The following is a 24,625-nucleotide window of genomic DNA, read 5'->3' as shown; positions in this document are numbered from 1 at the left end:
TCAGATTAGGAGATTGTCATGACAGAACGAGCATTATGGGTCGCAAAATCCGGTTTGGATGCCCAACAAACCCGCATGGCGGTTATTTCCAATAACCTGGCCAACGTCAACACCACCGGCTTCAAGAAAGCCAGACCGATTTTCGCCGACTTGATGTATCAAAACGTCCGTCAAGCCGGCGCACAGTCTACCCAAAACACCCAATTACCCACCGGCTTACAGCTAGGCACCGGGGTGCGCACGGTGGCGACCGAAAAACTGCACACCCAAGGCAATATTCTACAAACCGGCAACTCGCTGGATATAGCGGTCAGCGGACGCGGGTTTATGCAGATTTTAATGCCCAACGGCGACATCAACTACACCCGTGACGGCTCGTTCAAAATGGACTCCACCGGCCAAGTGGTCACCTCCAACGGCATGCCGCTGGAACCGGCCATCACCATTCCGCAAGACGCGCTGAGCGTCACCATCGGCCAGGACGGCACGGTATCGGTAACCCAACCCGGCGCGGCGGCGGCGAATCAAGTAGGCCAAATTCAAATCGCCGACTTCATCAACACCGCCGGCTTGGAGCCGATTGGCGACAACCTGTTCCGGGAAACTGTAGCCAGCGGTGCGCCGATTATCGGTGCGCCCGGCGAGAACGAACTCGGCACCATGATTCAAGGTTCCTTGGAAACCTCAAACGTCAACGTCGTGGAAGAGCTGGTCAACATGATAGAAACCCAGCGTGCTTATGAGATGAACTCCAAAGCCATTTCCACCACCGACCAGATGTTGTCCTTTGTCACGCAACAACTTTAATTCAGGACAAAGCTCATGAATACATTCATCACCCGGCAAGCAGGCGGCAAAATTTTGCTGGTAGCGGCAATCGCCTTGCTGGCAGGCTGCGATACCTTGCCAAAACGCGACCCCGACTTCGCCCCGGTACAACCCGCCGATCTGCGTCCGCCCCAACAAAGCAACGGCGCGATTTACCAGGCCGGCTACGACATGCGTTTATTCGAAGATCATGCCGCGCGCCGGGTCGGCGATATTTTGACGGTAACCTTCGACGAAAACACCAACGCCACCAAGCAAGCCAATTCCAAGGCCAGTAAAAACTCTGACATCAATATCAAAGGCTCCGCCCCAACTCTATTCGGCGTCGCCAGCGAGGCTTTGCTTGGACATGACCTAGCCTCATCGCTCGAATACAGTACCGACCGCAGCAGCGAAGGCAAAGGCGACTCCCGGCAAAGTAACCGGCTGACCGGCAGCATGAGCGTGACCGTGGTCGATGTGTTGCCCAACGGCAATCTGCGCGTGCGCGGCGAAAAACGTGTGACGCTGAACGACGGCAGCGAATATATCCGCCTGTCCGGCATCGTAAGGCCTATCGACATCAACGTCGCCAACACCCTGGCCTCCAGCAAAGTAGCCGACGCCACAATTATGTACACCGGCGACGGCGCCTTGGCCGACAGCAGCAAGCCCGGCTGGATCTCGCGAATTCTTTCCAGCCCCTTGTTTCCTTTCTAGCCGAGGCTGACGGAGAAATCTGATGAACAAAATACTCTTTTCAATCGCCTTGCTGCTCTTGGCAAATACCGCGCAAGCGGAACGCATCAAAGACATCGCCGCCATCGCCGGCGTGCGCACCAACCAATTGGTGGGCTACGGTCTGGTAACGGGTCTGGATAAAACCGGCGACAAAACCAAATTTACCGGCCAAAGCCTGCGCAGCATGATGGGCAAGCTGGGTCTGACTTTGCCGCCCGATACCGATCCCAAAGCCAAAAACGTCGCATTGGTCAGCATTCACGCCGACCTGCCCGCTTTCGCCAAACCCGGTCAAAAAATTGACGTCACGGTCTCCTCGATAGGCGATGCCAAAAGTTTGCGCGGCGGCTCGCTGTTGATGAGCCCTTTACGCGGTGCCGACGGCAATGTGTATGCGGTGGCGCAAGGGAATTTAGTGGTGGGCGGTTTGGCCGCCGGCGGTCAGGACGGCTCGAAAGTGACCGTCAACAACCCCTTGGTGGGCCGGGTGCCTAACGGCGCCACGGTGGAACGGGCCGTACCTAGTTCATTCGATCAAAGCGCTGACTTGGTGTTTAATTTGAACTCGTCGGATTTCACCACCGCGCAGCGCATGGCGGACTCGATCAACAAGGCTTTAGGCGCCGACACCGCGCAAGCCGTCGATGCTACTTCGGTCAGCGTCAGAGCGCCGGTTAATCCCAATCAACGGGTCGGTTTTGCCTCGGTTATCGAAAACCTGGAACTGGCCCCCGACGATGCCCCAGCCAAAGTGATTGTCAATTCGCGCACCGGCACCGTGATTATCAACAGCAAGGTCAGAGTACAACCGGCCGCGGTGTCTCATGGCAGCCTGACGGTGACGATCAGCGAAAACCAACAAGTCAGCCAGCCCAACCCCTTATCCGGCGGCAGTACCGTAGTCACACCGCAATCCAACGTCTCGGTCAAAGAAGACAAGAACCACATGTTTGTCTTCAACCCCGGCGTATCGCTGGACGAGATCGTCCAAGCGGTAAATGGCGTCGGTGCAGGCCCCAGCGACTTGGTGGCGATTTTGGAAGCCTTGAAATCCGCCGGCGCGCTCAGAGCCGAGTTGATAGTGATTTGAAGAACGTAACACAGCCGCCAATTGCATGATTTTTTGGAGATTCCCATGTTAAACGTAGACAGCGCTTCGGTTTATACCGACTTCAACGGCCTGGCGAAACTTAAACAAGGCGCCCGCGAGCAATCGCCCGAGGCGATCAAGGAAGTCGCCAAACAATTCGAGTCGGTGTTTTTAGGCATGATGATGAAAAACATGCGTCAGGCCAAATTGTCCGAAGGCATTTTGGATAGCCAACAAACCCAGTTTTATCAAGACATGTACGACCAACAAATGTCCGTGCACCTGGCCGGCAAACCCGGCATCGGTTTTGCGGATTTGATTGCTCAACAACTGTCGCCCAAACAAAACAAAGACGAAGAACAAGACAAACAACTGTCCACTGGCGATTTCTTGAATCGCGCGGCCGGCACCGGCGCTAGCAACAACCCCGACAAACACCAATCGCTGCGGGCCGGCAGCGAAGAGGCGGAAGAGCAGATGCCGCTGGATGCCTCCGGCTTAAGCAGCCTGGAACGCAGTTTGGCCCGATTGGAACGTAGCCAGAAGGCCCTGGCCGACCAATGGCAAACCCTGGACGACAAAGTCAGCAGCGAAAATGATCGGCCGCTAACCTCCAGGGACGAGTTCGTTAACCAATTGCGTCCGCATGCCGAACAAGCCGCGCGCAGCCTGGGAGTGGATCCCAATGTCTTGCTGGCTCAAGCGGCATTGGAAACCGGCTGGGGCCAAGGCATGGTGAAAAATCCCCAGGGCGACAACAGCTTTAACTTGTTCAATATCAAGGCCGATAGGTCCTGGCAAGGCAAACAAGCCAAAACCATGACGCTGGAATATGCCGGCGGTGTCGCCAAAAAAGAAATGGCCGGCTTCCGGGCTTACGATTCCTATAAAGAGAGCTTCGACGATTACGTGAACTTTATCAAAACCAATCCGCGTTACAGCGAAGCTTTGAAAAAAGCCGGCAACGCCGGACACTATTTACACGAGCTGCAACAAGCCGGTTATGCCACCGATCCGCGGTATGCCGAAAAAGTCATGACCATCTACCACAGCCAAACCGCGGCCCAGGTAGCAGCTCTAAAAAGCGCGGGTTAGGAGGCGACCATGGCCATTGGCATTCTCGGAAACGCATTGTCGGGGCTGACGGCGTTCCAACGCTCGCTGGAAACCACCAGCAACAACATCAGCAACGCCAACACCGAAGGCTACAGCCGGCAGCGCGTCGAACTGGCTACACGTCCCGAGCAATTTACCGGCAACGGCTATATGGGTAACGGCGTCGAGGTTGCCAACATCACTCGCAGCTACGACCAGTTCATCAGCAATCAGGTCCGCTCCAGCACCGCGACGTTTCACGATATAGACAGTTTTTACACCTTGTCCTCGCAAATCGACAATATCACCGCCGACGAAACCACCGGTCTGGCACCGGCCATGAAAAGCTTTTTCGATGCGGTCGACAGCGTTGCCAACGATCCCAGCTCGGTGGCCGCCCGCCAGGTAATGCTGACCGAAGCTGAATCGCTGACCCAGCAATTTAACACCATGAGCGCCCGCTTCGGCGATTTGCGTAAGCGTGTCAACGATAACATCACCAGCTCGGTACAAGAGCTAAACGGCTTTGCCAAAACCCTGGCCGAATTGAATGTGAAAATCGTGTCGGACATCGGCCGCTCGTCCGGCAAGCAAATGCCCAACGAGTTGATGGATCAGCGCGATCTATTGCTGACTAAAATTGCCGAAAAAGCCGATGTTTCCTATGTCGCCCAAGCCGACGGCTCTTACAACGTGTTTATCGGCAAGGGCCAACCACTGGTGTTGGGCAGTGCGGCGTCCACGCTATCGGTAGTAGGCGACAGTAACGACGTCAATCAAAAGCTGATCATGCTGAATGGCCAGGATATTTCAAAACAGTTATCCGGCGGCGAAATCTCCGGCAATTTGCGCTTTAGAGATCAAGTTCTTGACCCCGCGCAACAACAGCTGGGTTTGCTGGCAACCGGTTTGGCTACGGAATTTAACAATATTCATAAAGCCGGCTACGACATCAACGGCAATACCAATGTGGCGTTTTTTGATTTGAATTCGCCGACTCCGCAAGTGAAAGCCACCGTCAGCGACAGCACCTTGGTGGTTTCCAGCGCATTTGTTGCCCCAACATCAGCATCCGGCTTGGGCGCCGCTTACCGGCTTGATGTGACCGCAACGGTACCGGCGGCCACTTTCAGCCTGACCAATTTAAGCGACAATACCACTACCACAGGCTTAAGCGCCGCTACTCTGGCGACCACCGCCGCCACTAACGGTTTTAGTATCAGTTTTAGCGGCGGCTCGTTGACCAGCGGCGATTCCTTCCAGATCAGCCCCAACTTTAATGCCGCCGCCAAAATCAAAGTGAACGCGGCCATCACCAATCCCAGACAAATTGCTGCCGCCAGCGCCACCGGCCTGCCCGGCGACAACAGCAATGCGCTGAAATTGGCTAACCTGGAAACCCAAGCAAAAATGTTCGGCGGCAAAGCCAGCTTTACCCAAGTGTATGGGCAAATGATCTCGGATGTGGGTTCGCAAACGCATGCCGCCTCGGTGGGTCGCACCGCGCAGGAAACCCTGCTAAAACAAGCCACCAGCGCCAAGGAAAACGTATCCGGCGTCAACTTGGATGAAGAAGCGGCCAATCTCATCAATTTTCAAAATTCGTATCAGGCAGCAGCCAAAGCCGTGTCGGTGGCTAACTCACTATTCGACACGCTGATCGGGGCATTTCGCTAGGAGATTATTATGCGCATTTCAACTTCATGGAATCATCAGCTCGGCCTTAACGCGATGTTGGATCAGCAATCCAAACTCAGCGAGACTCAGCTAAAACTATCGTCCGGCAAGAAATACCTGAGCCCCGCGGAAAATGCGGTCGCCGCCACCAGTATGATCGACCTGAATCAAAACATTAAGGAAAATCAGCAATACCAAGTCAACATCGGCGCGGCGCGGCAAAGGCTCGACCTGGAAGAATCCGGCCTGGATAATGCCGGCAGCGTGTTGCATAGAATCAGGGAATTGACCGTACAAGGCTTGAACGACAGTAACACCGCCACCAACCGCAAACAAATCGCGATGGAAATCGATGAGCTAAACAAACAATTACTAAGCATCGCCAACACCAAAAATGCCAACGGCGAGTATATTTATTCCGGATACAAAACCGACCAGGCCGCATTTACCGACACCCCGGCTTACGCCTATCAGGGTGACGCCAACCAACGTAGTATCGCGATAGGCCCCAGCCGGCAAGTGACCGACGGCGACCCCGGCGAGTCTGTATTCGGCAGTATTCAAGTCGCGCCGCTGACAGCAGGCAGCATCAGCAACGTGTTTCAAGCAGTCGCGCAAATATCCGCCGATTTAAAAACCAACACCCCCAACAAGAACTCGCTGAACGACATCGATACCGCTCTGGTGCGCTTCGATACGATACGCGCCTCGGCCGGCGCCCGTTTAAACGCCTTGGACGATCAGGAAAATTTAAACGCCGACTACATTCTGGACAACAAATCCACCGCCTCGGACATCGGCGACCTGGATTACGCCGAAGCTTTGAGCAAATTCAATCTGCAACAAATATCGCTGCAAGCCGCGCAGCAAGCCTTTACCAAGGTACAAAATCTGTCGTTGTTTAATTACATTTCGTAATTTTTTTGGCACCGGGATTATCCATCCCGGTGGGCACCTGTATGGTCTGCATTGCCTTCCGATGTTAAGATTCTTGCAGCTGAGCAAAATCAAGCAGCAACACGAGTTAGGTCAATTAAGTTGATTTAGTGACGGAAGGCATGAAATGGCAAAAACCATGAGTTGGCACCGCATCACCCTCTCCCGCCAGGAATACGAATCCGGTGAAATCTACGTGCTGTTAGGCGCTTTCCGAGCCGCCTACGTGGCGCGAAACGGCCCCGAGGGCATGGCGATGTTCGGCGGCTGGTCCGACGACGAAACGGCCTTCCTGGTTTACACCACGCCCAGATCGGTACGCCACATCACCCCAATCCTGGACGCCTACTCGGCCAAACAAAGCAAAATACCCGATCCGTCCGGCCTGTCGTTGATATACGGCGACGAGTCCGGCTTCTCTTCCTTCGAGATAGGCTTTGAAGCCTGATGTTATTTCGGATTTTTGTGAATTGTCTTTAAGACTATCGTAAACCCGATTTTCCGGTAGGTGTTCTGGATTGGGTTGATGGGCAAATTTCGGCCATGAGCGGAAGTTCGCTTAGCGGCGATGTAGGTCCGCTTGAGGCCGACTACTGCCGCTCGGATTTGACGACAAATGATGCGCATTGATTGATGTATGCTTAAGGCCTGTTGCACCCGAGACTCTCAGTTACTGGAGAACGTGGATGGTCCAAAAGTTTTATCGTACCTAAGGCTTCGATAGAGCGTGCCGTCCTCCCATATCGGCTTATAGAGCGGGAGCTCCCAAAGCCATTCTGGCTCGCCGGCCGCTACGGCTTCGGAGTGGGCAATAAGTTGATATATTGAAATTAGTTTGAATCTTTCCGACATCGCAGGCGTGACATCTGAATGCCAATTTCTTTCAATGGCGGCAGCGCGCACCTGTAGTTTCGCAATCCATTCGGCACGCGCTTGGGAGTCCAAGCATTCGGTCAAATATCCTATAACCGGGAAATCAAAAGAGCTCTTTGCCACACTGAAAAGGCTTCTGGAATGCTCTGTGCATCCAAAATCCCATCTCTCCCATCTTTCAAACGCTGCGATCCACAGCCGCTGCCGCTTGCATGCCGGAGCCTTCTCCCGAAAGATGGTCAGCGCAGTTGCAATTTCGGCCCGCCCGAAATCAGAAACTCCCGATATGGACGATACATATGCGTCGAGCGCCTCATCTGGAGCGCTGGCAAGGGTGTTCCCAAGAGCTTCTTGAAGTTGTGGATAGCGTCCAGGGTATTCATTCAGGACGGCTAGCCATCGTGTCCACTCGTCCGGGACTTTAGCTGCTTCAGACAAAAGAATTTCCCACTCCATTGGGTAGCTCTCGCTGCCTCTTGACGCGCAGTTCGCTGAGTGGTGAAGCGCCCAGAATTTGAACGTCCAGTTCGTGCTTACGGTGGCAAGGTGCAGGGATTGGGCCGCAGGAGTGTGTAAGACGTAGGCAGCAATCTCAAAGAAGTCGTTCTCCCCTTCCAGGATGACTTCTAGGCATTGGCGGTCAAGTCGATACAGCGCAACCGACGCATGCTGTTTAGCTGGTGACCAAACTTTCCACCACAGATGATTCACTGCCCACTCCACCGACTTCCAATCCTTCGATGCAGCGTTGGCAAGAAATGCCTCAATATGACTGGTACTGTAGCGCTCGCCCTCGAGAATTTTCTGACCGTCAGCCCGGCATTGTTTTATTATTTTTTCGAGGGTAACGATCAGCGGCTTCGGCACATTCTGGACTGCCTTTACCAATTCATCCCACAACTGGGCATCACACTCGAGTAGCGCGGCGAGTGCCAGTATATTCGTCAAGCATTGCTCTGGATTTGTGGCGTCTTTGGGAAATGTACGAAGTTGTTCCGCAAGCCAAGCAAACAAGCCGTCAAACTGCTCAAGCTCGGAATCCTCCATGTTCTCGCTGCCTGAACATAGAAACGGAAACTCTTCGCGTAGCTTCCTCGAAACCGTATCAAACGCCTCTACTCCCCGCTCAACGAGGGATAGGTTCAGGGAGGTCGGTTCGTATGGTTGCGCTCCTGAGGCCCTTTCGACAATTCCAACGAGGACATCGAGTTGCTTCATGAGTATTTCCAGATTAGGTGTTCGGGCTGATCACTTTGATCCCAGAAAGCTTTGAAGGCCTGTAGCACGGGCTCCGGGTAAGCTACTTCCTGAACGATGCAATGCTGCGCGCCAATATGGTTGATGGACGCCCCCAGGGACCAAACTCGCGTTCGGTCGCGACCCAGTCCAGGAAACATCAGGAAGCGGTCGTGGAAGCTCCCCTGAATACCCCAGCTCATGCGGAACTCGAGCTTCATGTTAGACGGACCGATGAACGCCGTATTCAGCGTATCCTGTTGAGCCTTGATCCAAGCTCCCCGGGCGGTCACCTCGATGTCCTCCGTGCCGTCGTCATTCTCGTCGTCAGAAGCCCCTTTCTTCGACGGCTTTGCCGAAGTTAATGCCCAGAGCTCCGTTCCTGCGTCCGAGCAGAACGCAAGTGTATTGAGAACATCGTTCGCTGAAAGGTACGGGTCCCACAGGTATATAGCGCCTTGATTTGCAGTTCGAATGAGCTGGCGGATGTCCTCAAGGGCGCGCCGATGCTCCTCTTGCGGACTTGCATTGCCGTTGCCGTACTGCACGAACCTTCGGGACGCCACGAGCTGCTTCATCCTGGCCTTGAGCTCTCGCCTTGCTCGCCAGTCGACTTCCTCCTGACGCCGTGGCTGCCAATGGCTACACCAACCGCCAGCAGGTTCCGTTAGGCCGATTTCATGCGACTCGATAGTGTTGGCTGGCCCCTTTACCTCGAATCGGCGCGGCTGCTCAAGTCCAGTACTGGTAGACGATTCGACCCGCCATTTTCCGCCAGGAGCATAGAGCGGGGCCGTCGCGGCCAGCAGGAGCTGCTTTTGCGTGTCCCAAACAGAGAAGCGAAGGTCACCAGACGTGGAAGGAATATCCAGGCTCGCGGCCCCCACGGGAAACTCAAAACGTGCAATGGAAGTGATTAACCCATCCTGTTCGACACGGTATTCTCCAACCACCGGCCTAGCAGCGATTTCGGGGTTCCAGGCCATGCGGAGGTCCACTGGCATGCCGGGGCGCCGCCGGAACTCAGCAATCAGGGCATTTGATGGAATCTGGAACAATATATCGCCGATGCGGTCAGGCACGCGCGCAATGTTCAATGGCAGCATCGTGGTGAGCCATTCGGACAGTTCCTCGAAAAGGGCATCTTCCCGAACGAGGTCTGTCAACGTCGATTTGCCCTCATCTTTGAGTTCGATTACATACGAACCGGACCAGAAGTTGTTTTTCAGGACTGCGTTAAGGGGGACCTCGTCGCGCGAATCGGGGGGGCAGAACATTGGCGGCGCAGCCACGAGTCTGCCTACCTGGAGGGCTTTCTGATCTGGGGGAATCCAAACTCCGGTGCGGCCGTAGCACTCGATACACGCGAGAAGCTCTGCGATTCCTACAGGGCGTTTGGTAACTCTAAAGCTCCATCCATCCAAGCCTTTGAGCTTCTTGGATTTTCTGTCCAAGAAGATCTGTTTTGAGTCTGAAGGTTGCTCGCCGGGCTCAGCGACATAGATGGAAAAGATGTTTCGCACGAGCACCTCATCGGTGGCCTGCGTGGAACTGAAGGCAATGACCTCAACTGCCTCAAACCAAGTGTAGTTCCCTAGCAAGCCTGGCTCAAGAAGCTCTTTAAGCGTAGTTACTGTGTCGAGCATGTTTTTTCGCCGCTTGGAATGATCCATCCCTGCCTCCCAGTCACATCTATAAGCGTTGCTTTAGCGATACATTTCTTGATTCTCAATCCCCTGTTGGGTCCTGTCAACCTGCGGAGAACTGATGTAAGTGTTCGGTCATTTATATATCGCCAGCAAAAAGACCAAAGCTGTTGCTATGCAGCGTCCGCAACCTGCTGCGAAGCGGTCAAATATGATCGAAAGCTGACTGCCCGCAACGGGTCGGCTTTACCCGCTTAATCCTGACCGAGCAAGGTCCGCCAATTTGCACCTGCTGGAGCGCTAACGTTTCCAAGCGGATTGCCGAAGTCGATTAAGCGCAACTGCTGTGACTTTCCGAAGCCGTTGTCAGCAGTCATTAGCAAAGCTCGCGTATTACCTTGCTATCCACAAACTAAAATGTCATAGTCGATGACAGCAGCCATCTAACCCGATGTCAGTAAGCTGCAAATTGTTAAAGTCGACGTCAGCACGTCGCAAAGGGGGCACTATGACTGACCTTTCTCAGATTGCAGAATGCGAATGGAATGAAGCGTATCGCCGTGCTGTCGTCTTGCGTCCGTTGTTTGAAATCCAGTATTGTTCTCGCGAGAAAGCGCATGAAGCCGCCGTTGAATTGGGGTTATCCGAAAGGCAGGTGTACCGGCTAATTCAACGGTTACGCGAGTCCGGCGGCGAACTCACTGCGCTATTGCCGGGTGGCTCCAATGGTGGGCGAGGTAAACAGCGACTTGCCGCACCTCGCGAAAATTTGCTCCGTGGCCTGATAGCCGAAATTTTTCTTACGCGGCAAAAACGGTCAGCAGCCGAACTCGTGTTTGCAATCCGGAATCAATGCTTAAAAGCTGGATTAGCGCCGCCTTCTGAGAGTACTATCCGCCGCCGCTTGAAAACCTTATCTCCGGCTGAACACTGTCAACGCGGCGAGCCCCATCCTGAAATCAAGCCGATTTACGGCATCACGCCAACCTCTGATATTCCCCTTGACTGGCTACAAATAGACCATACGCCAGTCGATCTGATTATCGTCGATCCAGTGGATCGTTCACCGATTGGCCGACCATGGCTAACGGTGGCCATTGACGTTTTTAGTCGCTGCATTGCCGGGTTCCATCTATCCCTTGAGGCGCCCTCGGCCACCAGTGTTGGCCTTTGTCTGGCCCTGGTAGCCAGTGATAAGGCGCCGTGGTTAGAACAGCGTGATATTGAAGCATGCTGGCCCGTCAACGGTAAGCCGCGTCGTATCGGCGTCGATAACGCCTCAGAATTTCATTCGCTAGCATTTGAACGGGGCTGTGCTCAGCATGGCATTGCCATCGAATGGCGACCACCTGGCCTGCCTCATTACGGCGGAGTCGTCGAGCGCGTTATTGGCACGTTGATGCAGCTAGTTCATGCTTTGCCCGGTACAACCTTTTCAAATCCAACCCAACGCGGTGGCTATGATAGTGACAAGACGGCCTGTCTAACACTTGAGGAACTTGAACGCTGGTTTGCCGTCGCGATTACCAAGTATTACCACCTGCGGCCGCACGAAGGTATGGATGACGATATTCCCTTGCATCGCTACCAGCAAGGTCTCCAGTCGCTTATTGCCGCCAACAAAACGATACCAATACCACGTGACCCACGCACCTTCCTGATCGACTTCCTGCCAGTAGTGCGCCGCTCTTTACAACGGGACGGTATTACGATTGATCACATTACTTACTACAGCAATGCGCTACGTCCATGGATACAGTTGCGCAATCAGCCAACTCCTTTGCTGATTCGCCGCGATCCCCGCGATTTGTCACGAATTTTCGTGCTTGATGAAGAGCATAATGTCTACCTGGAAGTACCGTATCGCATGTTGTCTCGACCGGCTATCAGCCTATGGGAGCACAAACTAGCGCGAAAACGTCTGCGTGAACAGCGACGCACTGCGGTCGACGAAGCCAGTTTGTTCGCCGCCATTGATGAAATGCGTGAGATTGAGCGTAAGGCCGAGACGCTTACGCGCACAGCCCGCCGCAACCGGACGCGCCGCCAATTGGGTTCGAAGCTAGAGAGGGAGTCATCTCAAATTGAGAATACCACGTCGACAGTTGATATTGGTCCAGTACGCCCGTTTGATGACATCGAAGCATGGTAAGCCTTAGCCATTTAGGTCCAGAAGCGCGCTCACTGGCCATGTTACCCAGTGCAGAGCGTCTAGCTCGCCTTCGAATCGAGCGATGGATCGGCTACACCTGTGCCCACCAAGCATTGTTACAACTTGAAGCGTTACTTTCCGACGAGCCTGGCAAACTGCGTCCGAAAAACATCCTTATAGTAGGCCCAAGCAACAACGGCAAAACCATGATTGCCGAAAAGTTTCATCGCGCGCATCCCCAGCGGATGTCAGAGGACGGTGAACACGAGGTCATTCCGGTCCTCATGCTACAAATGCCAGCCGAGGCAACCGCTAACCGACTACACACCGCATTGCAGGCTACACTGGGTACGCCAGTTGGCTTTTATGGTCGGCACGACGTGCGTGAGGCCTTGACATTACGACTGATGCGAACCGTCGGCGTCCGCATGCTGATAATTGACGAGGTACACAATTTACTCGGCGCAACGGCTAGGCGGCAACGCGAACTGTTGAATCTGCTCCGTTTTATTGGCAACGATCTGCGCATTCCTATCGTTTGCCTGGGTATCCGTGACGCTTATCTTGCGATTCGTAGCGACGACCAGCTTGAAAATCGGTTTCATCCTCTGTTACTACCACTCTGGGAGGCTGGCGAGGAATTAGCACGTCTGCTGGCCAGCTTCGAAACTGTTTTGCCCTTGCGTGAACCCTCACATTTAGCAACTGCACCGCTGTGCGAGCTGATTTTGCGGCGATCTGAAGGTACTATTGGTGAAATTACCGCACTCTTGAACAGTGCCACGGTAGCTGCGCTATTGCAGGGAGAAGAACGCATTAATTGCGCCGTCATTGAGCGCGCTGATTATCATCCTCCTAGCGTGCGTCGGCGCATGGTTGAGCGGGAATTGCGTTGAGTGCAAAAGCGCTGGCCGTTGCATCCGAAACCTCATGATGCCGAAACGTTAGAACACTATGTCCGCCGACTGGCTGAGTGTTACGGTGTTCGTTATGAACTCTTTTGCCTTCGCGCTCTTGGTATCCCTGTCGCCGATAGCCGAGCGAGACAATTTCAGGCTCCCACACCGGAACTACTCCAGCGACTATCCAATGGCACGGGAATTTCTGTTGAACTGCTTGAGCAGATGACTTGGCGGCGTGTTTGGGATCGACTTATGGACAAAGTGCGTCAATATGTAGAAACTGCTGAAGGCAAAGCTGCGTTAGAACTTGTCGCGAACAGGCGGTTGGTAGGAAATCCACCGCATAAATGAATAATCAGCATCATTCAACAATATCCGTGAGGCTGGCATGGCTAAAGACGTTCAAATGTCCATCAAGATGGAGCACGAATTACGCGACCGTTTCATGGTCATTGCAGCGGTTCACCGATGCCCAACCGCTCAGATCGCAGTTTCGGCCACTTGTTGACGGTCGAAGTTTTTGAAATCCCTCAATTGACTGGCTGATTATCCCGTCACTGCTGCCCGTGTTATATCGGGATAGTTAGCGACCATTTTAATTAATCCTGAACTTTAGAGAAGTGGCTATCGCTTCTCGAGATCGTGTCTATGATGATTGGGTAACTTGTGGGATTGTTGAAAGGGTAACTATTGACGATGCCAAATTGCTTTGGCAGAAAACGCCAGAAGAAAGAAAAAACGAGATTCTCTGGGAAGTGCCCGACACCCTTCGTGAACAAGTTGCAGGTATTCAGGAACCAGATTTTGCTGACTTTTTAGCAAGCCACTACCAGCATCCCAATTCGAAAAATTGTTGAAACTCGGCTGTAACTGTTTTTCAAAGTAATCCGATAGTATTTTGGGCTTTGTGTCTAAGCTCCCCCGGCTTGTTAATGAGTGACACCAGTGATTAAAACAGAGGTGGTGCCGGAGCGTGGGAACGATGATTAATCTGGGTTCACCCGGCTAAGCGGCGGCGGTTTGGTTTGCGCGCAAATTAACACAATTGCTTAGCCAAGACGCGGATAAGCTAATCGCTCCCGTCAAAACCCAACTTTTAACTTTTCCAGCAACTGGTTTACTTCCGGATTTGTCGCCGCCGAGTCCTGGTAAACCGCAAAAATCGTGCGCCAAATTTCCGGATCGGATAAATACCGGGTTTTGAGCTTATCGCCCCGCTTCGGCACACTGAATTCCGGCATCAACGCCACGCCTAACCCGGCCCGCACCATGCTCAATATCCATTCCTCGCTGTTGCTTCTATAAGCCGCATAGAGATTGATCTGCCGGCCCAGGCAAACGCCGCGCAAGGTTTCGCGTAATTCGCAGTTTAGGCGATCCAGATAAGGCTCGGATTGGATGGTCGCCAAATCGATGACCTCCAATTGATTGAAGCGATGCTTGTCGTTAAAAACCACTACATAACGCTCCTCGTACAGCTTTAAGGACTGTAAATGCGCCGGCAGCGGCGAGGTCGGCGCACTGACCATCAAATCCAGCCTTCCCTCATCCAATTGCTGCGCCAGATTACACTCGTTATCCACCACCAGTTCCAATTCCACATGCGGCCGTTCTTGCTGGAAGTCGGCAAAGAACGTGCTGAGATGTTGCGCGGCAATAGTAGCCATCACGCCTATGCGCAGCGGCACGGTGTTCAAGCGGCTGAAGCGGACAGCCTCGGCCTTGATGGTTTGCGCCTCGTGAAAAATCTGCCTCAGGGTCGGCTCCACCAAACGCCCCAGCGATGTCAAACGACAGCCGCTGCGTTCGCGGCTGAATAACTCCCCGCCCAGTTCGTCCTCCAGCTTTTTAATTGCTTGCGTCAACGACGGCTGCGCAACAAAAGCCGATTGCGCGGCCCGCGTAAACGATCCCTTATCGCATACCGCCAGAAAATAGCGTATTTGTTGCATTTCCATATCTACCCCAATTGAATAGGAAAAACCTATTGTTTCATAGAAAACCGGTATTTTACTAATTGGAAAAATAGGCGTTTCATAGCATCTACTTTTTACAAAAACATTCGAGAAACCTATGAAAGCAGCAAAATTAATTGTGATGTACCCAGTACCGACCGATCTGGAAACCTTCGAACGCCGCTATGCCGACGAACACGTGCCGATGGCCGTGGAAAAGTTGGCTGGGAAGACCCGCTTCGTCGCCTCTCTGATCAAATCCAATGCCGACCAAAGCGCCGCGCAGCTTCATCGTATCGCCGAAGTGTACTTCCCATCGATTGGCGATTTACAAGCCTGCCTAAGTTCGCCCGGCGGCCAGGAAACGGCGGCGCATGCGGTGGATATTTCCAGCGGCGGCGCGCCGACGTTTTTGATTTCCGAAGTGGAAACCTTCGATTTCTAATTGCGTTGATCAGCTTAAGTTAAATGCTTTGCTGGAGGAAACCGATGAACACCGGACATAACCGTTATAAAAGCCAGGGCGCAAAGATAGCCTTGATCTTGGCGCTAACGTGCCTACCCTTGGGCAATATCCACGCTCATCGCGGCGCGGCCGAAGTGGTCGACAACTGCAATGCGCGAGTGGGCTTTGAACGCGTGCATCTTACGGCGTATACCCCGACATTGTCCGGCAACCTGGAATACTGCAACATCATTCCAGGCGTCGGCCCCACCAAGTTAGTGTTCGATTACGAGGGCAAAAGCCTGCGCCATGTCAGCGTCGAATTCGAGATCACCAAAGAGCCGGATGGTACTCGGGTGTTTTATCGAGAACCACAAAAAGTCAAAACCGGCACGGCGAACCTCTCGGTGGACTTTAGCCGTTATGGCGCCGGCAATTACTTGGCGCATATTGCTATCGTTGATAAGGATAAGCGCCTGGATACCCATATTCCGTTCTCCGTCGGGCTGGAGTCGGTGCCGGGTAAAAACTATACGCCGCTGCTGATAACGATAGCCAGCCTGTCTTTGCTGGCTTACGGCTTGTTCCGGGCCGCGTTAAAGCATACGCCCGAGCAAAATCCGGAAGCCTAAACCCAGCGCCGAACCCATCAAGGGAGCCATCAAAATGAATATTGCACAGTTAAAGTCCTATCTTCTTGAAAGCAATCGTTGGCAAAAAGTCTTGTTCGGATTGCCGGTAATAGCGCTGGCCGGCATGCTTTGGCTGGATCATAGCGGCGTTCCGGTGGAACTAGGGCAAACCGTTTACCGACCGGATATGCCGCGCGGCACTTGCCAGCCTGACCTATTGAGTGGCGATACCGGAGAAACGTACGGAGAAGAAACCGAAAACGGCATAAATTACAACGTCCGCACCCCTAAGAATTATGATGCATCGATAGCCCATCCTTTATTACTGGTATTTTCACCGGCGGGTGCGAATCGCGCCAAAACGGAGAAGATGACAGGATTCACCTTACCCGCAACCCGCTCCGGTTTTATCGTTGCTTATGCCGATCATCCCGAGCTTTCGCCGAGCACCACCGTGGAACTGGGTACGATCCCCCATGCGATGGCTAAAAAATGGTGTATCGATGAAAAACAGGTCTATGTAACCGGTCATTCCGATGGCGGCACCTCGGCAATGGCTTTAGCTTTTATGACCGGCACCCGGCACATTCCTACAGCAATCGCCCCCAGTGCCGCCGGCGTAACCTATGAGGACTTACGCGACCGCAAATGCCCGGAACCCTTGCCGGTTATGATTATACACAGCAGCAAGGACCGGCTGTTTCCGGGTTACGGACAGCAAACAGCCGGCTGGTGGGCGGCCTGTAACAAATGCGAGCCGATTCCCGATACGATCGGCAACGGTTGCGTGGCTTATTCCGGTTGCGCCAATGGCGTAAAAACCGTGTATTGCGAAGGCGACAAACCGCATGCGCAATGGCCGGAACAGCGTAGCGATGCCATCATCGATTTTTTCTTGCATCACCATACCAATATGTAACCGGCGGCTGCGAGACAATGAACACTATCAATTCTGATGGCTTACTGTATCAAAAAATCAGCTGTTGCGGGCCAATCCCCCAGACCTCGTTGACCGGTACGATACGCATTAGCTTTTCCCTGCGCAACTGGTCCGATACATCCAATACGCCGTGAGTTTTGGGCCATTTCTTGGCGGCGAAGTTAGCCAGTTTGGCCAAGGTCTTGGTCGGCCCCATGCCGACACAGACTTGAATGCCGGTCGCGCGGAACACCGCTTGCTTGATGCGCTGTCCGTAAGCAATCGGGTCGGATTGACACGGATAGACGCCGGTCAAATCAAGAAACGCTTCGTCAATTGAATAGATTTCCATGCAGGGGGTAAAGGTCCCCAGGGTCGCCATGACCCTGGTTGACATGTCCGCATTTATGTGAAATTAAAAAGCAAGCTATTTTTGAAAACAAACAGTTATCATTTTGACGAACGTCAAAAATTGGTTAAAATTTTAATAAAACCGACTTTTCAACAGAATCGGCCATTATGCCGCCAGACGAATCAAAAGCGCCAATGGCAAATGTCCAGCCAAAAGCAGCTGTAGGGGGGTGAATTTACGAGTCGCGCCAATCGCTAAAGTGCGGTGCATGCTGTTAACCGCCTACGGGCTAGAGACATTCACAAAGGGCTACGGGCAACTATTTTGTCACCTTCAACTTTGAGAAGGAATTTTGTTGCGCCGTGTTTATCCTGTACCAACGATTCTACAGAACGGATATTCGCGTCAATTTCACTTCTAGTATATGTAATTTCTTCTATCAATTTGTCTTGCCACTTTAATAAATCCAGTTTTCGTTCATTAAGCGTTTGCGCAGTATTGGTAATTGCTGAAAGGCTGCGGATTTTTTTATCCATTTCAGCAATGGTCTGCTTCACCAATTCGCCATCAACATTTAGCACTGCAAGTGATTCATCAATATTCTGTTTACGGCTTTTTGCAATTTCTTCAGTTCTAGGAAATGCAAGCAAAAGCTGCCAACCACATGCGCGTGCTCGAATGCAAAGGAACAGTTGCTGATATAGGTTGAAAAGTTCATTCTGATGCTTCTTTATCAACGCCTTCATCCCTTCCGTACCAAATATATGACCATCTTTTAGATTTTCGATTTCATGATTTTGATTTTTAATATCCTTCAACAAATGATTTCTAATAGAAAGCAACTCACCTTCATATTTTTCAATTTGGTGTTCATAAGAATCTCTTAACTCACCAGCCAAAATTGAAGGGGCTATTTGTTTGAAATAATCGACCGCTCCTGTTATATCTGTTTCTCGTTTATCTTTCTGATGCTTATGAATATCATCAACTGTTTTTTTAATTTCAGTCAATTTTTGGCTTATATCTGCCAAATGTTTTTGAGCGACAATTACAGATGCAACCTGAAATAATGCGCCCGCATTAACAATTTTCTCGAGGTTCTCTGGAGAGAGTAGTTTCGCCTGCTCTGTAATACGACCGTTAGAACCTATAACATAGCCTCTTAATTCATCGGTGCTATTTTTTACTGGTGTCAAAGAGTCCAGCCGAATATTCACCTCTACATATTGCGTCGTAGCAATATGCATCTTGGTGACCATGCTGGGAACTGCTTGCAATAGTGGATTAAAACTGCTAATTCCTGTGCCGTCAGATTCTGAAACAGGTTGCCAATTTACGGGAGAGTGTTTTGAAATTTTAGCCAAGGCAAATGTCAGAACAGGTTTATCAGCATCTTCCCCGATAATAAGCGGTGAATCACGATTTACGACTAATTGACTATTGGTTGACGCACTGACATTAGCGATTTGTAACGTTTTCTTCCTGTGGTTTTCGATGTAGTTGAGCACTTTCCACCGAAGATATGCAATGTGTAAAACACAGGGAATAGTCACTTCAAATGCCGGGTCAGCAACACCTTTAGCAATTAAGCCTACGCCAACTGGTACAGCGATTGTTCTAATAGCAGTTGCAAAAATTGTTGCAGTTCCTACACCAGTTGTAACTATGCCGCCCGTAGTTGCGTATGTATCCCTAGCCTTCTTTACAGCGGCTTGTTGATTAACCGGACTAAGAGCTTCCCAACCATAAGGAAGGCAAATTCTTAATAAATTTGATTCATTATCAAGAATTCTTCCTTTAGTTGATGGAATGCCTATCTTCTGACAAACATCAAATAAAACCTCATCATAATCAGGCCCCACCCCTCCGCGAGCTATATTGCTTACCGAATTTCCGCCATAAAGTCGAATTTCGCTCGCGATTAATTTGGTATATTTTGTGTGATCTGGACTATGCCTTTTGTAGATATCATCAGTTACAAGATAATTCGAAAGCTTATCGGTTATATAGCTAACCAGAGGAGCCAAATCCTCGTTACTGCAACTTGCTAGTAAGCTATATAAGTCGCCTGATTTGATTTTTGAAAACACGTCATTCATTGAATTTTTCTTATCCCATTTAAACCAGAAGTCGATAGCCTGCTTTGATTAGCGATAGCGTATCCGGAGGAATTGTTGGCTTCGAAATGTGCTGTTACGCAAGCTAATCTACATTTTGAAGGGCAGCTTATTTGCCTTTTCCTGTCACCGCAAATTAAATCTTATCTGACAGCTCATAGGGGTCGATCGCGACATTTCGCCACTTTCAAAAGCTATCATTCACTACTGACGTAATCGTCTCGGAATCGGTGGCTGGATTGGGGTGGAATATGCAGGGCGCCCCAGAATTCGGAAAAAATCGTCCGCCAAGGGGATGAGGTGTCCGGTTGTGCGAATAGACGTTGAGCCGGAATCGGCAAGAAATGCACGAACCCAGCTAACTCTGACGCTATTTCTCCGTTCGTACAGACACCAAGTCGATGTGTGCTCCAATCTGACACCCTCTGATTGGCGTTAGACACAGTTCGTCGAATTTGCGCATGGTACGCTTATCCATGACGCCAGCCTCATGCAAGCCTTCGGCGGTTTCATGTACGGAGACCATCAAACGGCTACGGTATTCTTTTTTCATTGCAGATCACCTCTATCAATATCTGGTTTGTCAATGCGCAGTCCAGTGCCGCTTCGTCATACTTCTGCATTGCCAGTCGCCAATTTCCGCAAAGCAACCCTTGCCTTGCAGGGGCATGAAAGCAGACCACTTGAACAGGATTATAATTTAGTGACTGCCCTTATGCTCTGCCCATATGCGCTTGACCTGGCTTTGGCTACATCCAGCCAGCTCAGCGGTCCGTTTGATAGTATGTCCTGCTCCACGCAGCGCAACGATACGCTGATGTGTCGTGGTATCAGGGATGCGACCCGCATACTTACCGGCGATCTTGGCAAGCTGAACACCTTGGCGCTGTCGCTCTCGGCGAGTCTCATAGTCATCACGTGTCATTTGCAGGGCAAGTTTAAGTAATAATTCCTGCACCGACTCCAAAACGATCTTGGCCACACCGTCGGCCTCAGCCGCAAAATCGGATAAATCGACTAGGCCCGGCACAGCCAGTCTTGCTCCCTTGGCCCGGATTGATCCAACCAGTTGCTCGGCTTCGGCCAAGGGAAGCCGACTGATGCGGTCAATTTTCTCAGCTACGACGACTTCGCCTGATTGTAGGTCTGCAATCATTCGTAGTAGCTCGGGCCGATCAGCACGGGCACCCGAAGCCTTTTCACGGTAGATGCCGGCGATGTAATACCCTTCTGCCCGAGCACTGTGGACGATTTCGGTTTGACGGGTAAGGTCTTGTTCTTCGGTACTGACGCGAAGGTAGATACGAGCAACTTTCATGGTTGGATGGCCAAAATGGGTATACTTAATTTAGCCCAGTATAAATCATATGGCCAATAATTAGAACCGCAATGTAATTTGGCCATCACCTACTTGGCTATCTATTTTGGCTACTACCGCTGTCAGAAGACGACTGCAAGAATATCAGAAGCCAACTTCATTACTTAAGATACCTTTTAATATAGGTGGGTTGGCTAGAAATCTTTCGGGGAGAGAGTGCGAACATAGGGTTCGACCTTAAAACAAAAATAACTAAAAAATAAGCCGGCATGTCGCAACTGACAGAATTACTTATTGTTGATTAATCTGCTGACATCAACTTTGACCATCCGCTGACTGCAGCTTTGAAAAGTGACAAATGCTATGTCCGGTTGTTCATCATTATCACGGCGCTTATGTCTGAGATCATCCCGTTTCCCGTTCCCAACCAACAACAAAAATCGGATCTTGATGCGGTTATCGATGCAGCGCTAAAGGCTATCCCGAGGCAAGACAGGGAAAAACTCAGGTTTGAGTTGATCAAAACGATAGACAGCTACGATGCCTTTTTTTCTGAATGGTCTTTGAGTCTGCCCGAGGATAGTAACGAAACTCTCAGAAAACAAATTTACGATATTGCCCATCAGGAACATGACCGAAAAATACAAATGTTAAAAGACATTATGCGACTGAAGATTAAAGAGCTGGTTGCGGAATACCGGCAACAAAAGTAGCGCGGTTTGTACCGAGCTCGTAAAAACCCAAGGCTGGTGTGCCCTTCGACAGGCTCTGGTCGAACGGTATTTAAGGGCGGGGTAATAAGTAAGGCACGGATTAACAACACCCAAAACCATCAATTTTAAAACCTAGCCTTAGTCGTCCTTTGGCCCAAATATTCATTACGGAGTGTCATATGAATCAACTTGCCGATGTAAACAGTGTCGCGGAGCTTGAAGTCGATGCGAATAAGCTGATCGTGGCTTTTGCCAGTTCCGATGGGGAGATGGTCAATCAGCATTTCGGGTCATCCTTGGGATTTCATGTCTACGCTATAGACGGCAGTTCCGCGACGCCTTTGGCGGCTAAGTCGTTTGGTAAGGAACAACGTGACGGGAATGAAGAGAAATTAAAGCCTAAGCTGGCCTGGTTAACCGGCTGCGATATGGTTTATTGCGGTTCTGTCGGCGGCACAGCCACCAATGAATTAATCAAATTGGGCGCTCATCCGGTCATCGTTAAAGGCGGTCCCGACATTGAAGAAATCATTGCCGAGTTACAGCAAGACCTTACCGGGGCCATGTCACCGTTGCTGGAACGTATTTTTAAACAAAAATCCGGTAAAGATCAGAGCCGTTTTGCAGAGATGGCTGACGAAGAATGGGCTGAATAATCTGCCGGGCAATTTTGCCTTAATACCCTCCAACTTTACTCCCCCTGTCCTTACATTTCCGGGTAGCGTCATCCCCGCGGCAGCGATGGTATGTGAAGGCCTGGCGCAAATAATCGCACGCTTGGGCCGGCGACCGACATTTGCGCCACCATCGCCAACGCTAAACTACCTTTTTCTAAACTCAGGGCATCCGGCCTGCGCCTCCCGGTATTTGCTGCCGCCAGCCTTGTGGCCGCTGGGCAATGCCGTTTGTGACGGATTTAGGGCCAATTTTTAGGATACCGTTTCAACTATACTATGGAGTGATTTATTGCTTCTCGCACAAGGATGAAATTTAAAAATTTTTTATCGTTAAAGTCCCTGATCATTCTGGGCTTTGTCATTGCGGTGATTCCGCTGTTTCTGGCCGTGATGTACGCTGCTTTTGGCATGCGCGAGACCTCGGCGCTGGGCCGCACCGTCAACACGCATGTCTTCGAACAAACCAAAACCATCCGCTTGGTTTTACAAAAAGCCTCCGATATAGAGCGCAAGGCCAAACTGTTTGTGTTGCTGTCCGACCCGACGCTGCGCCAACCCTACGAACGGCAATCCTACGAAACGGTGCGAGCCTCGTTTAAACAGGCTTTGGGTGATTTGCTGAAACTGCACGTCGATAACAAAATCGCGCTGCTGGTCAATGAATTATCCGAAAAAGAAAACCTGATTTACCAGCAAATCATCGGTTCGGATGACGAGAATAATCTGGAATTACCGATAGACGAGGCTTTTCAGGGCTTGCGCGAATCCGCCGCCACCCTATCGCGCGAGTTTGAAAACCACGTGGATCACGAATTCAACGAACTGCACCAATTGTCGGAATCGCTGGAGCATGGCCTACTGGTCAAAGGCGCAGTATTACTGGCGATTTCGTTCGGTGTGATTGCCGTTCTGTTGATCGTATTGTCGCGTTCGATGCGGCAACTTGATCTTTCGATCCGCCGTTTGGGCGCGGGCGAGCTGGCAGAACCGATTCTGGTGAACGGCCCGTCGGATTTACGTTACCTGGGCAACCGTTTGGAGTGGCTGCGCACTCGCTTACTGGAACTGGAAGTGTCCAAGCAACAATTTATGCAAAACGTCGCCCGCGAGATAGAACTGCCGTTGGCAAGCCTGCGTCAGGATGCCGAATTGCTGGCCGGCGAAACCGACTACGACCCCAACAGCAAGCGGCAAGCCACTGTTTTGCATTTATGCGCCAATATCGAAAAGTTAAGCGCCGTATCCGAGGAATTACTGCGCTACAGTCGGATCAATTCCCTGCCCGACATCAATCGCAAGGAAAGCGTAAACATCAAAGATTTGCTGGAAACCGTCGTTGACGATTTTCAACCGGTTTTAAGCAGTAAAGCCATCGCTATCCGCATGCTGGCAAGGCCGATGGAAATTGCCGGCATTCCCGAACAATTGCGGGCAATCATCGAACAATTGCTGACCAATGCCGTGAAATTTTCGCCGGAAGGCGGTGAAATTCGCGTCATATTACGCGACGCCGGTACTTTGATGGAACTGGAAGTGGAAGACGAAGGCCCCGGTATCGCCATCGACGAACGCGATCATATCTTCGAGCCGTTTTATCGCGGCAAGACCGGCGATACCGGTGACGGCCCCGGCCTGGGCTTGGCCATCGTCAAGGAATACGTCGCCAATCATCAAGGCAAAGTGGAAGTCATCGATGCCCGTCAAGACCAACAAGGAGCCCGCATCAGGGTTCAAATTCCGTTAACCGGGGAGAATTAAGCAACATGCAGGCACTATTCATGCGCGTATTGGCACTGGTCGCATCATTGTTGGCAATCAGCGGCTGCGCCGAGATGGATTCCAGCGTCAAGGAACATTTTCCAACCGTTTACAGCGCGCCGGTGGTGCATTCGGACATAGACGAGTTGCTGGATTTTGGCAACAATCTGGCCAACATGACCACGGCGAGCCGCACCGAGACGTGCCGGTCTTTAATGAAACGCCAAAAAGACGAACCCGAGATTGGCGTGTTACTGCATTTGATGGTAGGCCGCCTATTGTCAGATGCCTGTGGCGACATTCCCAAAATTCTCGATGAAATTGCCGGCATTCCGCCCGCAGGCCTGAGCGACGAACGGATGCGCCACCTGGTTGCCATTCACACCGAGGCATTAAAGCGCATCAACAGCGCATCACGAAAACTCGGCTCATTGGAACGCAAACACAAAACCGTGCAAAACGTGCTGGAAACGAAAGACGCCGCCGGTTCCAAGAAAGAAGAATCAAGACTGCTGCGCGAGAAACTGGAAGCCATCCGGTCGATGGAAAAGCAACTGGACGAGACTAGCGAAGGCAAATAGGGC

Annotated in this window: 25 protein-coding genes; 18 read left to right on the top strand and 7 right to left on the bottom strand. The window is 51.6% G+C overall.

The window, feature by feature from the left end:
- The first annotated feature begins 18 nt into the window (after window positions 1–18).
- The 7 genes from flgG (at window position 19) to DDY07_RS23280 (ending at window position 6,794) form a co-directional block, all read left to right on the top strand.
- Window positions 19–807 carry a flagellar basal-body rod protein FlgG gene (gene flgG, locus DDY07_RS23310; RefSeq protein ID WP_033159262.1) on the top strand — a complete coding sequence of 263 codons (789 nt, stop codon included), beginning with the start codon at window positions 19–21 and terminating at the stop codon, window positions 805–807.
- Window positions 808–822: 15 nt separating this feature from the next.
- A complete protein-coding gene (gene flgH, locus DDY07_RS23305; protein ID WP_051670499.1) occupies window positions 823–1,527 on the top strand; it encodes a flagellar basal body L-ring protein FlgH in 705 nt (234 codons plus the stop codon).
- Between the two features lie 22 nt (window positions 1,528–1,549).
- Window positions 1,550–2,638 (top strand): flagellar basal body P-ring protein FlgI, encoded by a 1,089-nt coding sequence (locus tag DDY07_RS23300; RefSeq protein WP_171697630.1) that lies wholly within the window; start codon window positions 1,550–1,552, stop codon window positions 2,636–2,638.
- Between the two features lie 45 nt (window positions 2,639–2,683).
- Window positions 2,684–3,733: a flagellar assembly peptidoglycan hydrolase FlgJ gene (gene flgJ / locus DDY07_RS23295; protein WP_171697629.1), complete on the top strand. Its 1,050-nt coding sequence runs from the start codon at window positions 2,684–2,686 to the stop codon at window positions 3,731–3,733.
- A gap of 9 nt (window positions 3,734–3,742) precedes the next feature.
- Window positions 3,743–5,410 (top strand): flagellar hook-associated protein FlgK, encoded by a 1,668-nt coding sequence (flgK, locus tag DDY07_RS23290; protein ID WP_171697628.1) that lies wholly within the window; start codon window positions 3,743–3,745, stop codon window positions 5,408–5,410.
- Between the two features lie 9 nt (window positions 5,411–5,419).
- A complete protein-coding gene (flgL, locus tag DDY07_RS23285) occupies window positions 5,420–6,328 on the top strand; it encodes a flagellar hook-associated protein FlgL (protein ID WP_171697627.1) in 909 nt (302 codons plus the stop codon).
- Between the two features lie 145 nt (window positions 6,329–6,473).
- Window positions 6,474–6,794, top strand: a complete 321-nt coding sequence (locus DDY07_RS23280; RefSeq protein WP_253734585.1) for a hypothetical protein — start codon at window positions 6,474–6,476, stop codon at window positions 6,792–6,794.
- Window positions 6,795–7,012: 218 nt separating this feature from the next.
- Here DDY07_RS23280 and DDY07_RS23275 read toward each other — a convergent pair whose 3' ends face one another.
- Both DDY07_RS23275 and DDY07_RS23270 read right to left on the bottom strand, forming a co-directional pair.
- Complete coding sequence (locus DDY07_RS23275) at window positions 7,013–8,437, bottom strand: hypothetical protein (RefSeq protein WP_171697626.1); 1,425 nt, start codon at window positions 8,435–8,437, stop codon at window positions 7,013–7,015.
- Window positions 8,434–10,128, bottom strand: a complete 1,695-nt coding sequence (locus DDY07_RS23270; protein WP_171697625.1) for a VPA1262 family N-terminal domain-containing protein — start codon at window positions 10,126–10,128, stop codon at window positions 8,434–8,436. The genes DDY07_RS23275 and DDY07_RS23270 overlap by 4 nt, the downstream gene beginning before the upstream one ends.
- Before the next feature lie 481 nt (window positions 10,129–10,609).
- On the opposite strand from DDY07_RS23270, the gene DDY07_RS23265 reads away from it, so the two are divergent.
- The 4 genes from DDY07_RS23265 (at window position 10,610) to DDY07_RS23250 (ending at window position 14,012) form a co-directional block, all read left to right on the top strand.
- Complete coding sequence (locus DDY07_RS23265; RefSeq protein WP_171697624.1) at window positions 10,610–12,253, top strand: Mu transposase C-terminal domain-containing protein; 1,644 nt, start codon at window positions 10,610–10,612, stop codon at window positions 12,251–12,253.
- 38 nt (window positions 12,254–12,291) lie between these two features.
- On the top strand, window positions 12,292–13,149 hold the full coding sequence (locus DDY07_RS23260) for a TniB family NTP-binding protein (RefSeq protein ID WP_235048920.1): 858 nt from the start codon (window positions 12,292–12,294) through the stop codon (window positions 13,147–13,149).
- Entirely contained in the window at window positions 13,150–13,506 is a 357-nt protein-coding gene (locus DDY07_RS24525) for a TniQ family protein (protein WP_020485767.1), read from the top strand.
- 269 nt (window positions 13,507–13,775) lie between these two features.
- Window positions 13,776–14,012 (top strand): hypothetical protein, encoded by a 237-nt coding sequence (locus tag DDY07_RS23250; protein WP_152429037.1) that lies wholly within the window; start codon window positions 13,776–13,778, stop codon window positions 14,010–14,012.
- A 225-nt stretch (window positions 14,013–14,237) separates the two neighbouring features.
- Here the strand turns inward: DDY07_RS23250 and DDY07_RS23245 are convergent, their stop codons facing one another.
- Window positions 14,238–15,113, bottom strand: a complete 876-nt coding sequence (locus DDY07_RS23245; protein ID WP_171697623.1) for a LysR family transcriptional regulator — start codon at window positions 15,111–15,113, stop codon at window positions 14,238–14,240.
- 115 nt (window positions 15,114–15,228) lie between these two features.
- Here DDY07_RS23245 and DDY07_RS23240 point away from each other — a divergent pair, with 115 nt between their 5' ends.
- From DDY07_RS23240 to DDY07_RS23230, 3 genes are read left to right on the top strand one after another with little or no spacing between them, the layout of a single operon-like run.
- Window positions 15,229–15,555 carry an EthD family reductase gene (locus tag DDY07_RS23240; protein WP_064037762.1) on the top strand — a complete coding sequence of 109 codons (327 nt, stop codon included), beginning with the start codon at window positions 15,229–15,231 and terminating at the stop codon, window positions 15,553–15,555.
- Window positions 15,556–15,599: 44 nt separating this feature from the next.
- Window positions 15,600–16,187 carry a hypothetical protein gene (locus tag DDY07_RS23235; RefSeq protein WP_020485764.1) on the top strand — a complete coding sequence of 196 codons (588 nt, stop codon included), beginning with the start codon at window positions 15,600–15,602 and terminating at the stop codon, window positions 16,185–16,187.
- Between the two features lie 34 nt (window positions 16,188–16,221).
- On the top strand, window positions 16,222–17,106 hold the full coding sequence (locus DDY07_RS23230; protein ID WP_020485763.1) for a PHB depolymerase family esterase: 885 nt from the start codon (window positions 16,222–16,224) through the stop codon (window positions 17,104–17,106).
- Between the two features lie 49 nt (window positions 17,107–17,155).
- On the opposite strand, the gene DDY07_RS23225 is transcribed toward DDY07_RS23230, so the two are convergent.
- The 4 genes from DDY07_RS23225 to DDY07_RS23210 all read right to left on the bottom strand — a co-directional run bounded on the left by DDY07_RS23225 (window position 17,156) and on the right by DDY07_RS23210 (window position 20,893).
- Window positions 17,156–17,503, bottom strand: coding sequence for an Error-prone, lesion bypass DNA polymerase V (UmuC) (locus DDY07_RS23225; RefSeq protein WP_171697622.1), 348 nt, complete (start codon window positions 17,501–17,503; stop codon window positions 17,156–17,158).
- Window positions 17,504–17,757: 254 nt separating this feature from the next.
- On the bottom strand, window positions 17,758–19,557 hold the full coding sequence (locus DDY07_RS23220) for a hypothetical protein (protein WP_020485760.1): 1,800 nt from the start codon (window positions 19,555–19,557) through the stop codon (window positions 17,758–17,760).
- A 388-nt stretch (window positions 19,558–19,945) separates the two neighbouring features.
- A complete protein-coding gene (locus DDY07_RS23215) occupies window positions 19,946–20,128 on the bottom strand; it encodes a hypothetical protein (RefSeq protein ID WP_020485759.1) in 183 nt (60 codons plus the stop codon).
- A 147-nt stretch (window positions 20,129–20,275) separates the two neighbouring features.
- Window positions 20,276–20,893, bottom strand: coding sequence for a recombinase family protein (locus DDY07_RS23210; RefSeq protein ID WP_020485758.1), 618 nt, complete (start codon window positions 20,891–20,893; stop codon window positions 20,276–20,278).
- Window positions 20,894–21,288: 395 nt separating this feature from the next.
- Here DDY07_RS23210 and DDY07_RS23205 point away from each other — a divergent pair, with 395 nt between their 5' ends.
- The 4 genes from DDY07_RS23205 (at window position 21,289) to DDY07_RS23190 (ending at window position 24,622) form a co-directional block, all read left to right on the top strand.
- Complete coding sequence (locus DDY07_RS23205; protein ID WP_171697621.1) at window positions 21,289–21,606, top strand: hypothetical protein; 318 nt, start codon at window positions 21,289–21,291, stop codon at window positions 21,604–21,606.
- 179 nt (window positions 21,607–21,785) lie between these two features.
- Window positions 21,786–22,262 (top strand): NifB/NifX family molybdenum-iron cluster-binding protein, encoded by a 477-nt coding sequence (locus DDY07_RS23200; protein ID WP_171697620.1) that lies wholly within the window; start codon window positions 21,786–21,788, stop codon window positions 22,260–22,262.
- A gap of 327 nt (window positions 22,263–22,589) precedes the next feature.
- Window positions 22,590–24,041: a sensor histidine kinase KdpD gene (locus tag DDY07_RS23195; protein ID WP_171697619.1), complete on the top strand. Its 1,452-nt coding sequence runs from the start codon at window positions 22,590–22,592 to the stop codon at window positions 24,039–24,041.
- 5 nt (window positions 24,042–24,046) lie between these two features.
- Window positions 24,047–24,622 carry a hypothetical protein gene (locus DDY07_RS23190; RefSeq protein ID WP_171697618.1) on the top strand — a complete coding sequence of 192 codons (576 nt, stop codon included), beginning with the start codon at window positions 24,047–24,049 and terminating at the stop codon, window positions 24,620–24,622.
- The last annotated feature ends 3 nt before the right edge of the window (window positions 24,623–24,625 follow it).

It is taken from the genome of Methylomonas sp. ZR1 (genome assembly GCF_013141865.1).
GTDB lineage: Bacteria > Pseudomonadota > Gammaproteobacteria > Methylococcales > Methylomonadaceae > Methylomonas.
This window is presented reverse-complemented; position numbering and strand designations above follow the sequence as displayed.

Bases quoted from the DNA above. Each gene is read 5' to 3' on its own strand.
- flgG (WP_033159262.1), top strand. From the start codon at position 19: ATGACAGAACGAGCATTATGGGTCGCAAAATCCGGTTTGGATGCCCAA.
- flgH (WP_051670499.1), top strand. From the start codon at position 823: ATGAATACATTCATCACCCGGCAAGCAGGCGGCAAAATTTTGCTGGTA.
- DDY07_RS23300 (WP_171697630.1), top strand. From the start codon at position 1,550: ATGAACAAAATACTCTTTTCAATCGCCTTGCTGCTCTTGGCAAATACC.
- flgJ (WP_171697629.1), top strand. From the start codon at position 2,684: ATGTTAAACGTAGACAGCGCTTCGGTTTATACCGACTTCAACGGCCTG.
- flgK (WP_171697628.1), top strand. From the start codon at position 3,743: ATGGCCATTGGCATTCTCGGAAACGCATTGTCGGGGCTGACGGCGTTC.
- flgL (WP_171697627.1), top strand. From the start codon at position 5,420: ATGCGCATTTCAACTTCATGGAATCATCAGCTCGGCCTTAACGCGATG.
- DDY07_RS23280 (WP_253734585.1), top strand. From the start codon at position 6,474: ATGGCAAAAACCATGAGTTGGCACCGCATCACCCTCTCCCGCCAGGAA.
- DDY07_RS23275 (WP_171697626.1), bottom strand. From the start codon at position 8,437: ATGAAGCAACTCGATGTCCTCGTTGGAATTGTCGAAAGGGCCTCAGGA.
- DDY07_RS23270 (WP_171697625.1), bottom strand. From the start codon at position 10,128: ATGGATCATTCCAAGCGGCGAAAAAACATGCTCGACACAGTAACTACG.
- DDY07_RS23265 (WP_171697624.1), top strand. From the start codon at position 10,610: ATGACTGACCTTTCTCAGATTGCAGAATGCGAATGGAATGAAGCGTAT.
- DDY07_RS23260 (WP_235048920.1), top strand. From the start codon at position 12,292: ATGTTACCCAGTGCAGAGCGTCTAGCTCGCCTTCGAATCGAGCGATGG.
- DDY07_RS23245 (WP_171697623.1), bottom strand. From the start codon at position 15,113: ATGGAAATGCAACAAATACGCTATTTTCTGGCGGTATGCGATAAGGGA.
- DDY07_RS23240 (WP_064037762.1), top strand. From the start codon at position 15,229: ATGAAAGCAGCAAAATTAATTGTGATGTACCCAGTACCGACCGATCTG.
- DDY07_RS23235 (WP_020485764.1), top strand. From the start codon at position 15,600: ATGAACACCGGACATAACCGTTATAAAAGCCAGGGCGCAAAGATAGCC.
- DDY07_RS23230 (WP_020485763.1), top strand. From the start codon at position 16,222: ATGAATATTGCACAGTTAAAGTCCTATCTTCTTGAAAGCAATCGTTGG.
- DDY07_RS23225 (WP_171697622.1), bottom strand. From the start codon at position 17,503: ATGTCAACCAGGGTCATGGCGACCCTGGGGACCTTTACCCCCTGCATG.
- DDY07_RS23220 (WP_020485760.1), bottom strand. From the start codon at position 19,557: ATGAATGACGTGTTTTCAAAAATCAAATCAGGCGACTTATATAGCTTA.
- DDY07_RS23215 (WP_020485759.1), bottom strand. From the start codon at position 20,128: ATGAAAAAAGAATACCGTAGCCGTTTGATGGTCTCCGTACATGAAACC.
- DDY07_RS23210 (WP_020485758.1), bottom strand. From the start codon at position 20,893: ATGAAAGTTGCTCGTATCTACCTTCGCGTCAGTACCGAAGAACAAGAC.
- DDY07_RS23205 (WP_171697621.1), top strand. From the start codon at position 21,289: ATGTCTGAGATCATCCCGTTTCCCGTTCCCAACCAACAACAAAAATCG.
- DDY07_RS23200 (WP_171697620.1), top strand. From the start codon at position 21,786: ATGAATCAACTTGCCGATGTAAACAGTGTCGCGGAGCTTGAAGTCGAT.
- DDY07_RS23195 (WP_171697619.1), top strand. From the start codon at position 22,590: ATGAAATTTAAAAATTTTTTATCGTTAAAGTCCCTGATCATTCTGGGC.
- DDY07_RS23190 (WP_171697618.1), top strand. From the start codon at position 24,047: ATGCAGGCACTATTCATGCGCGTATTGGCACTGGTCGCATCATTGTTG.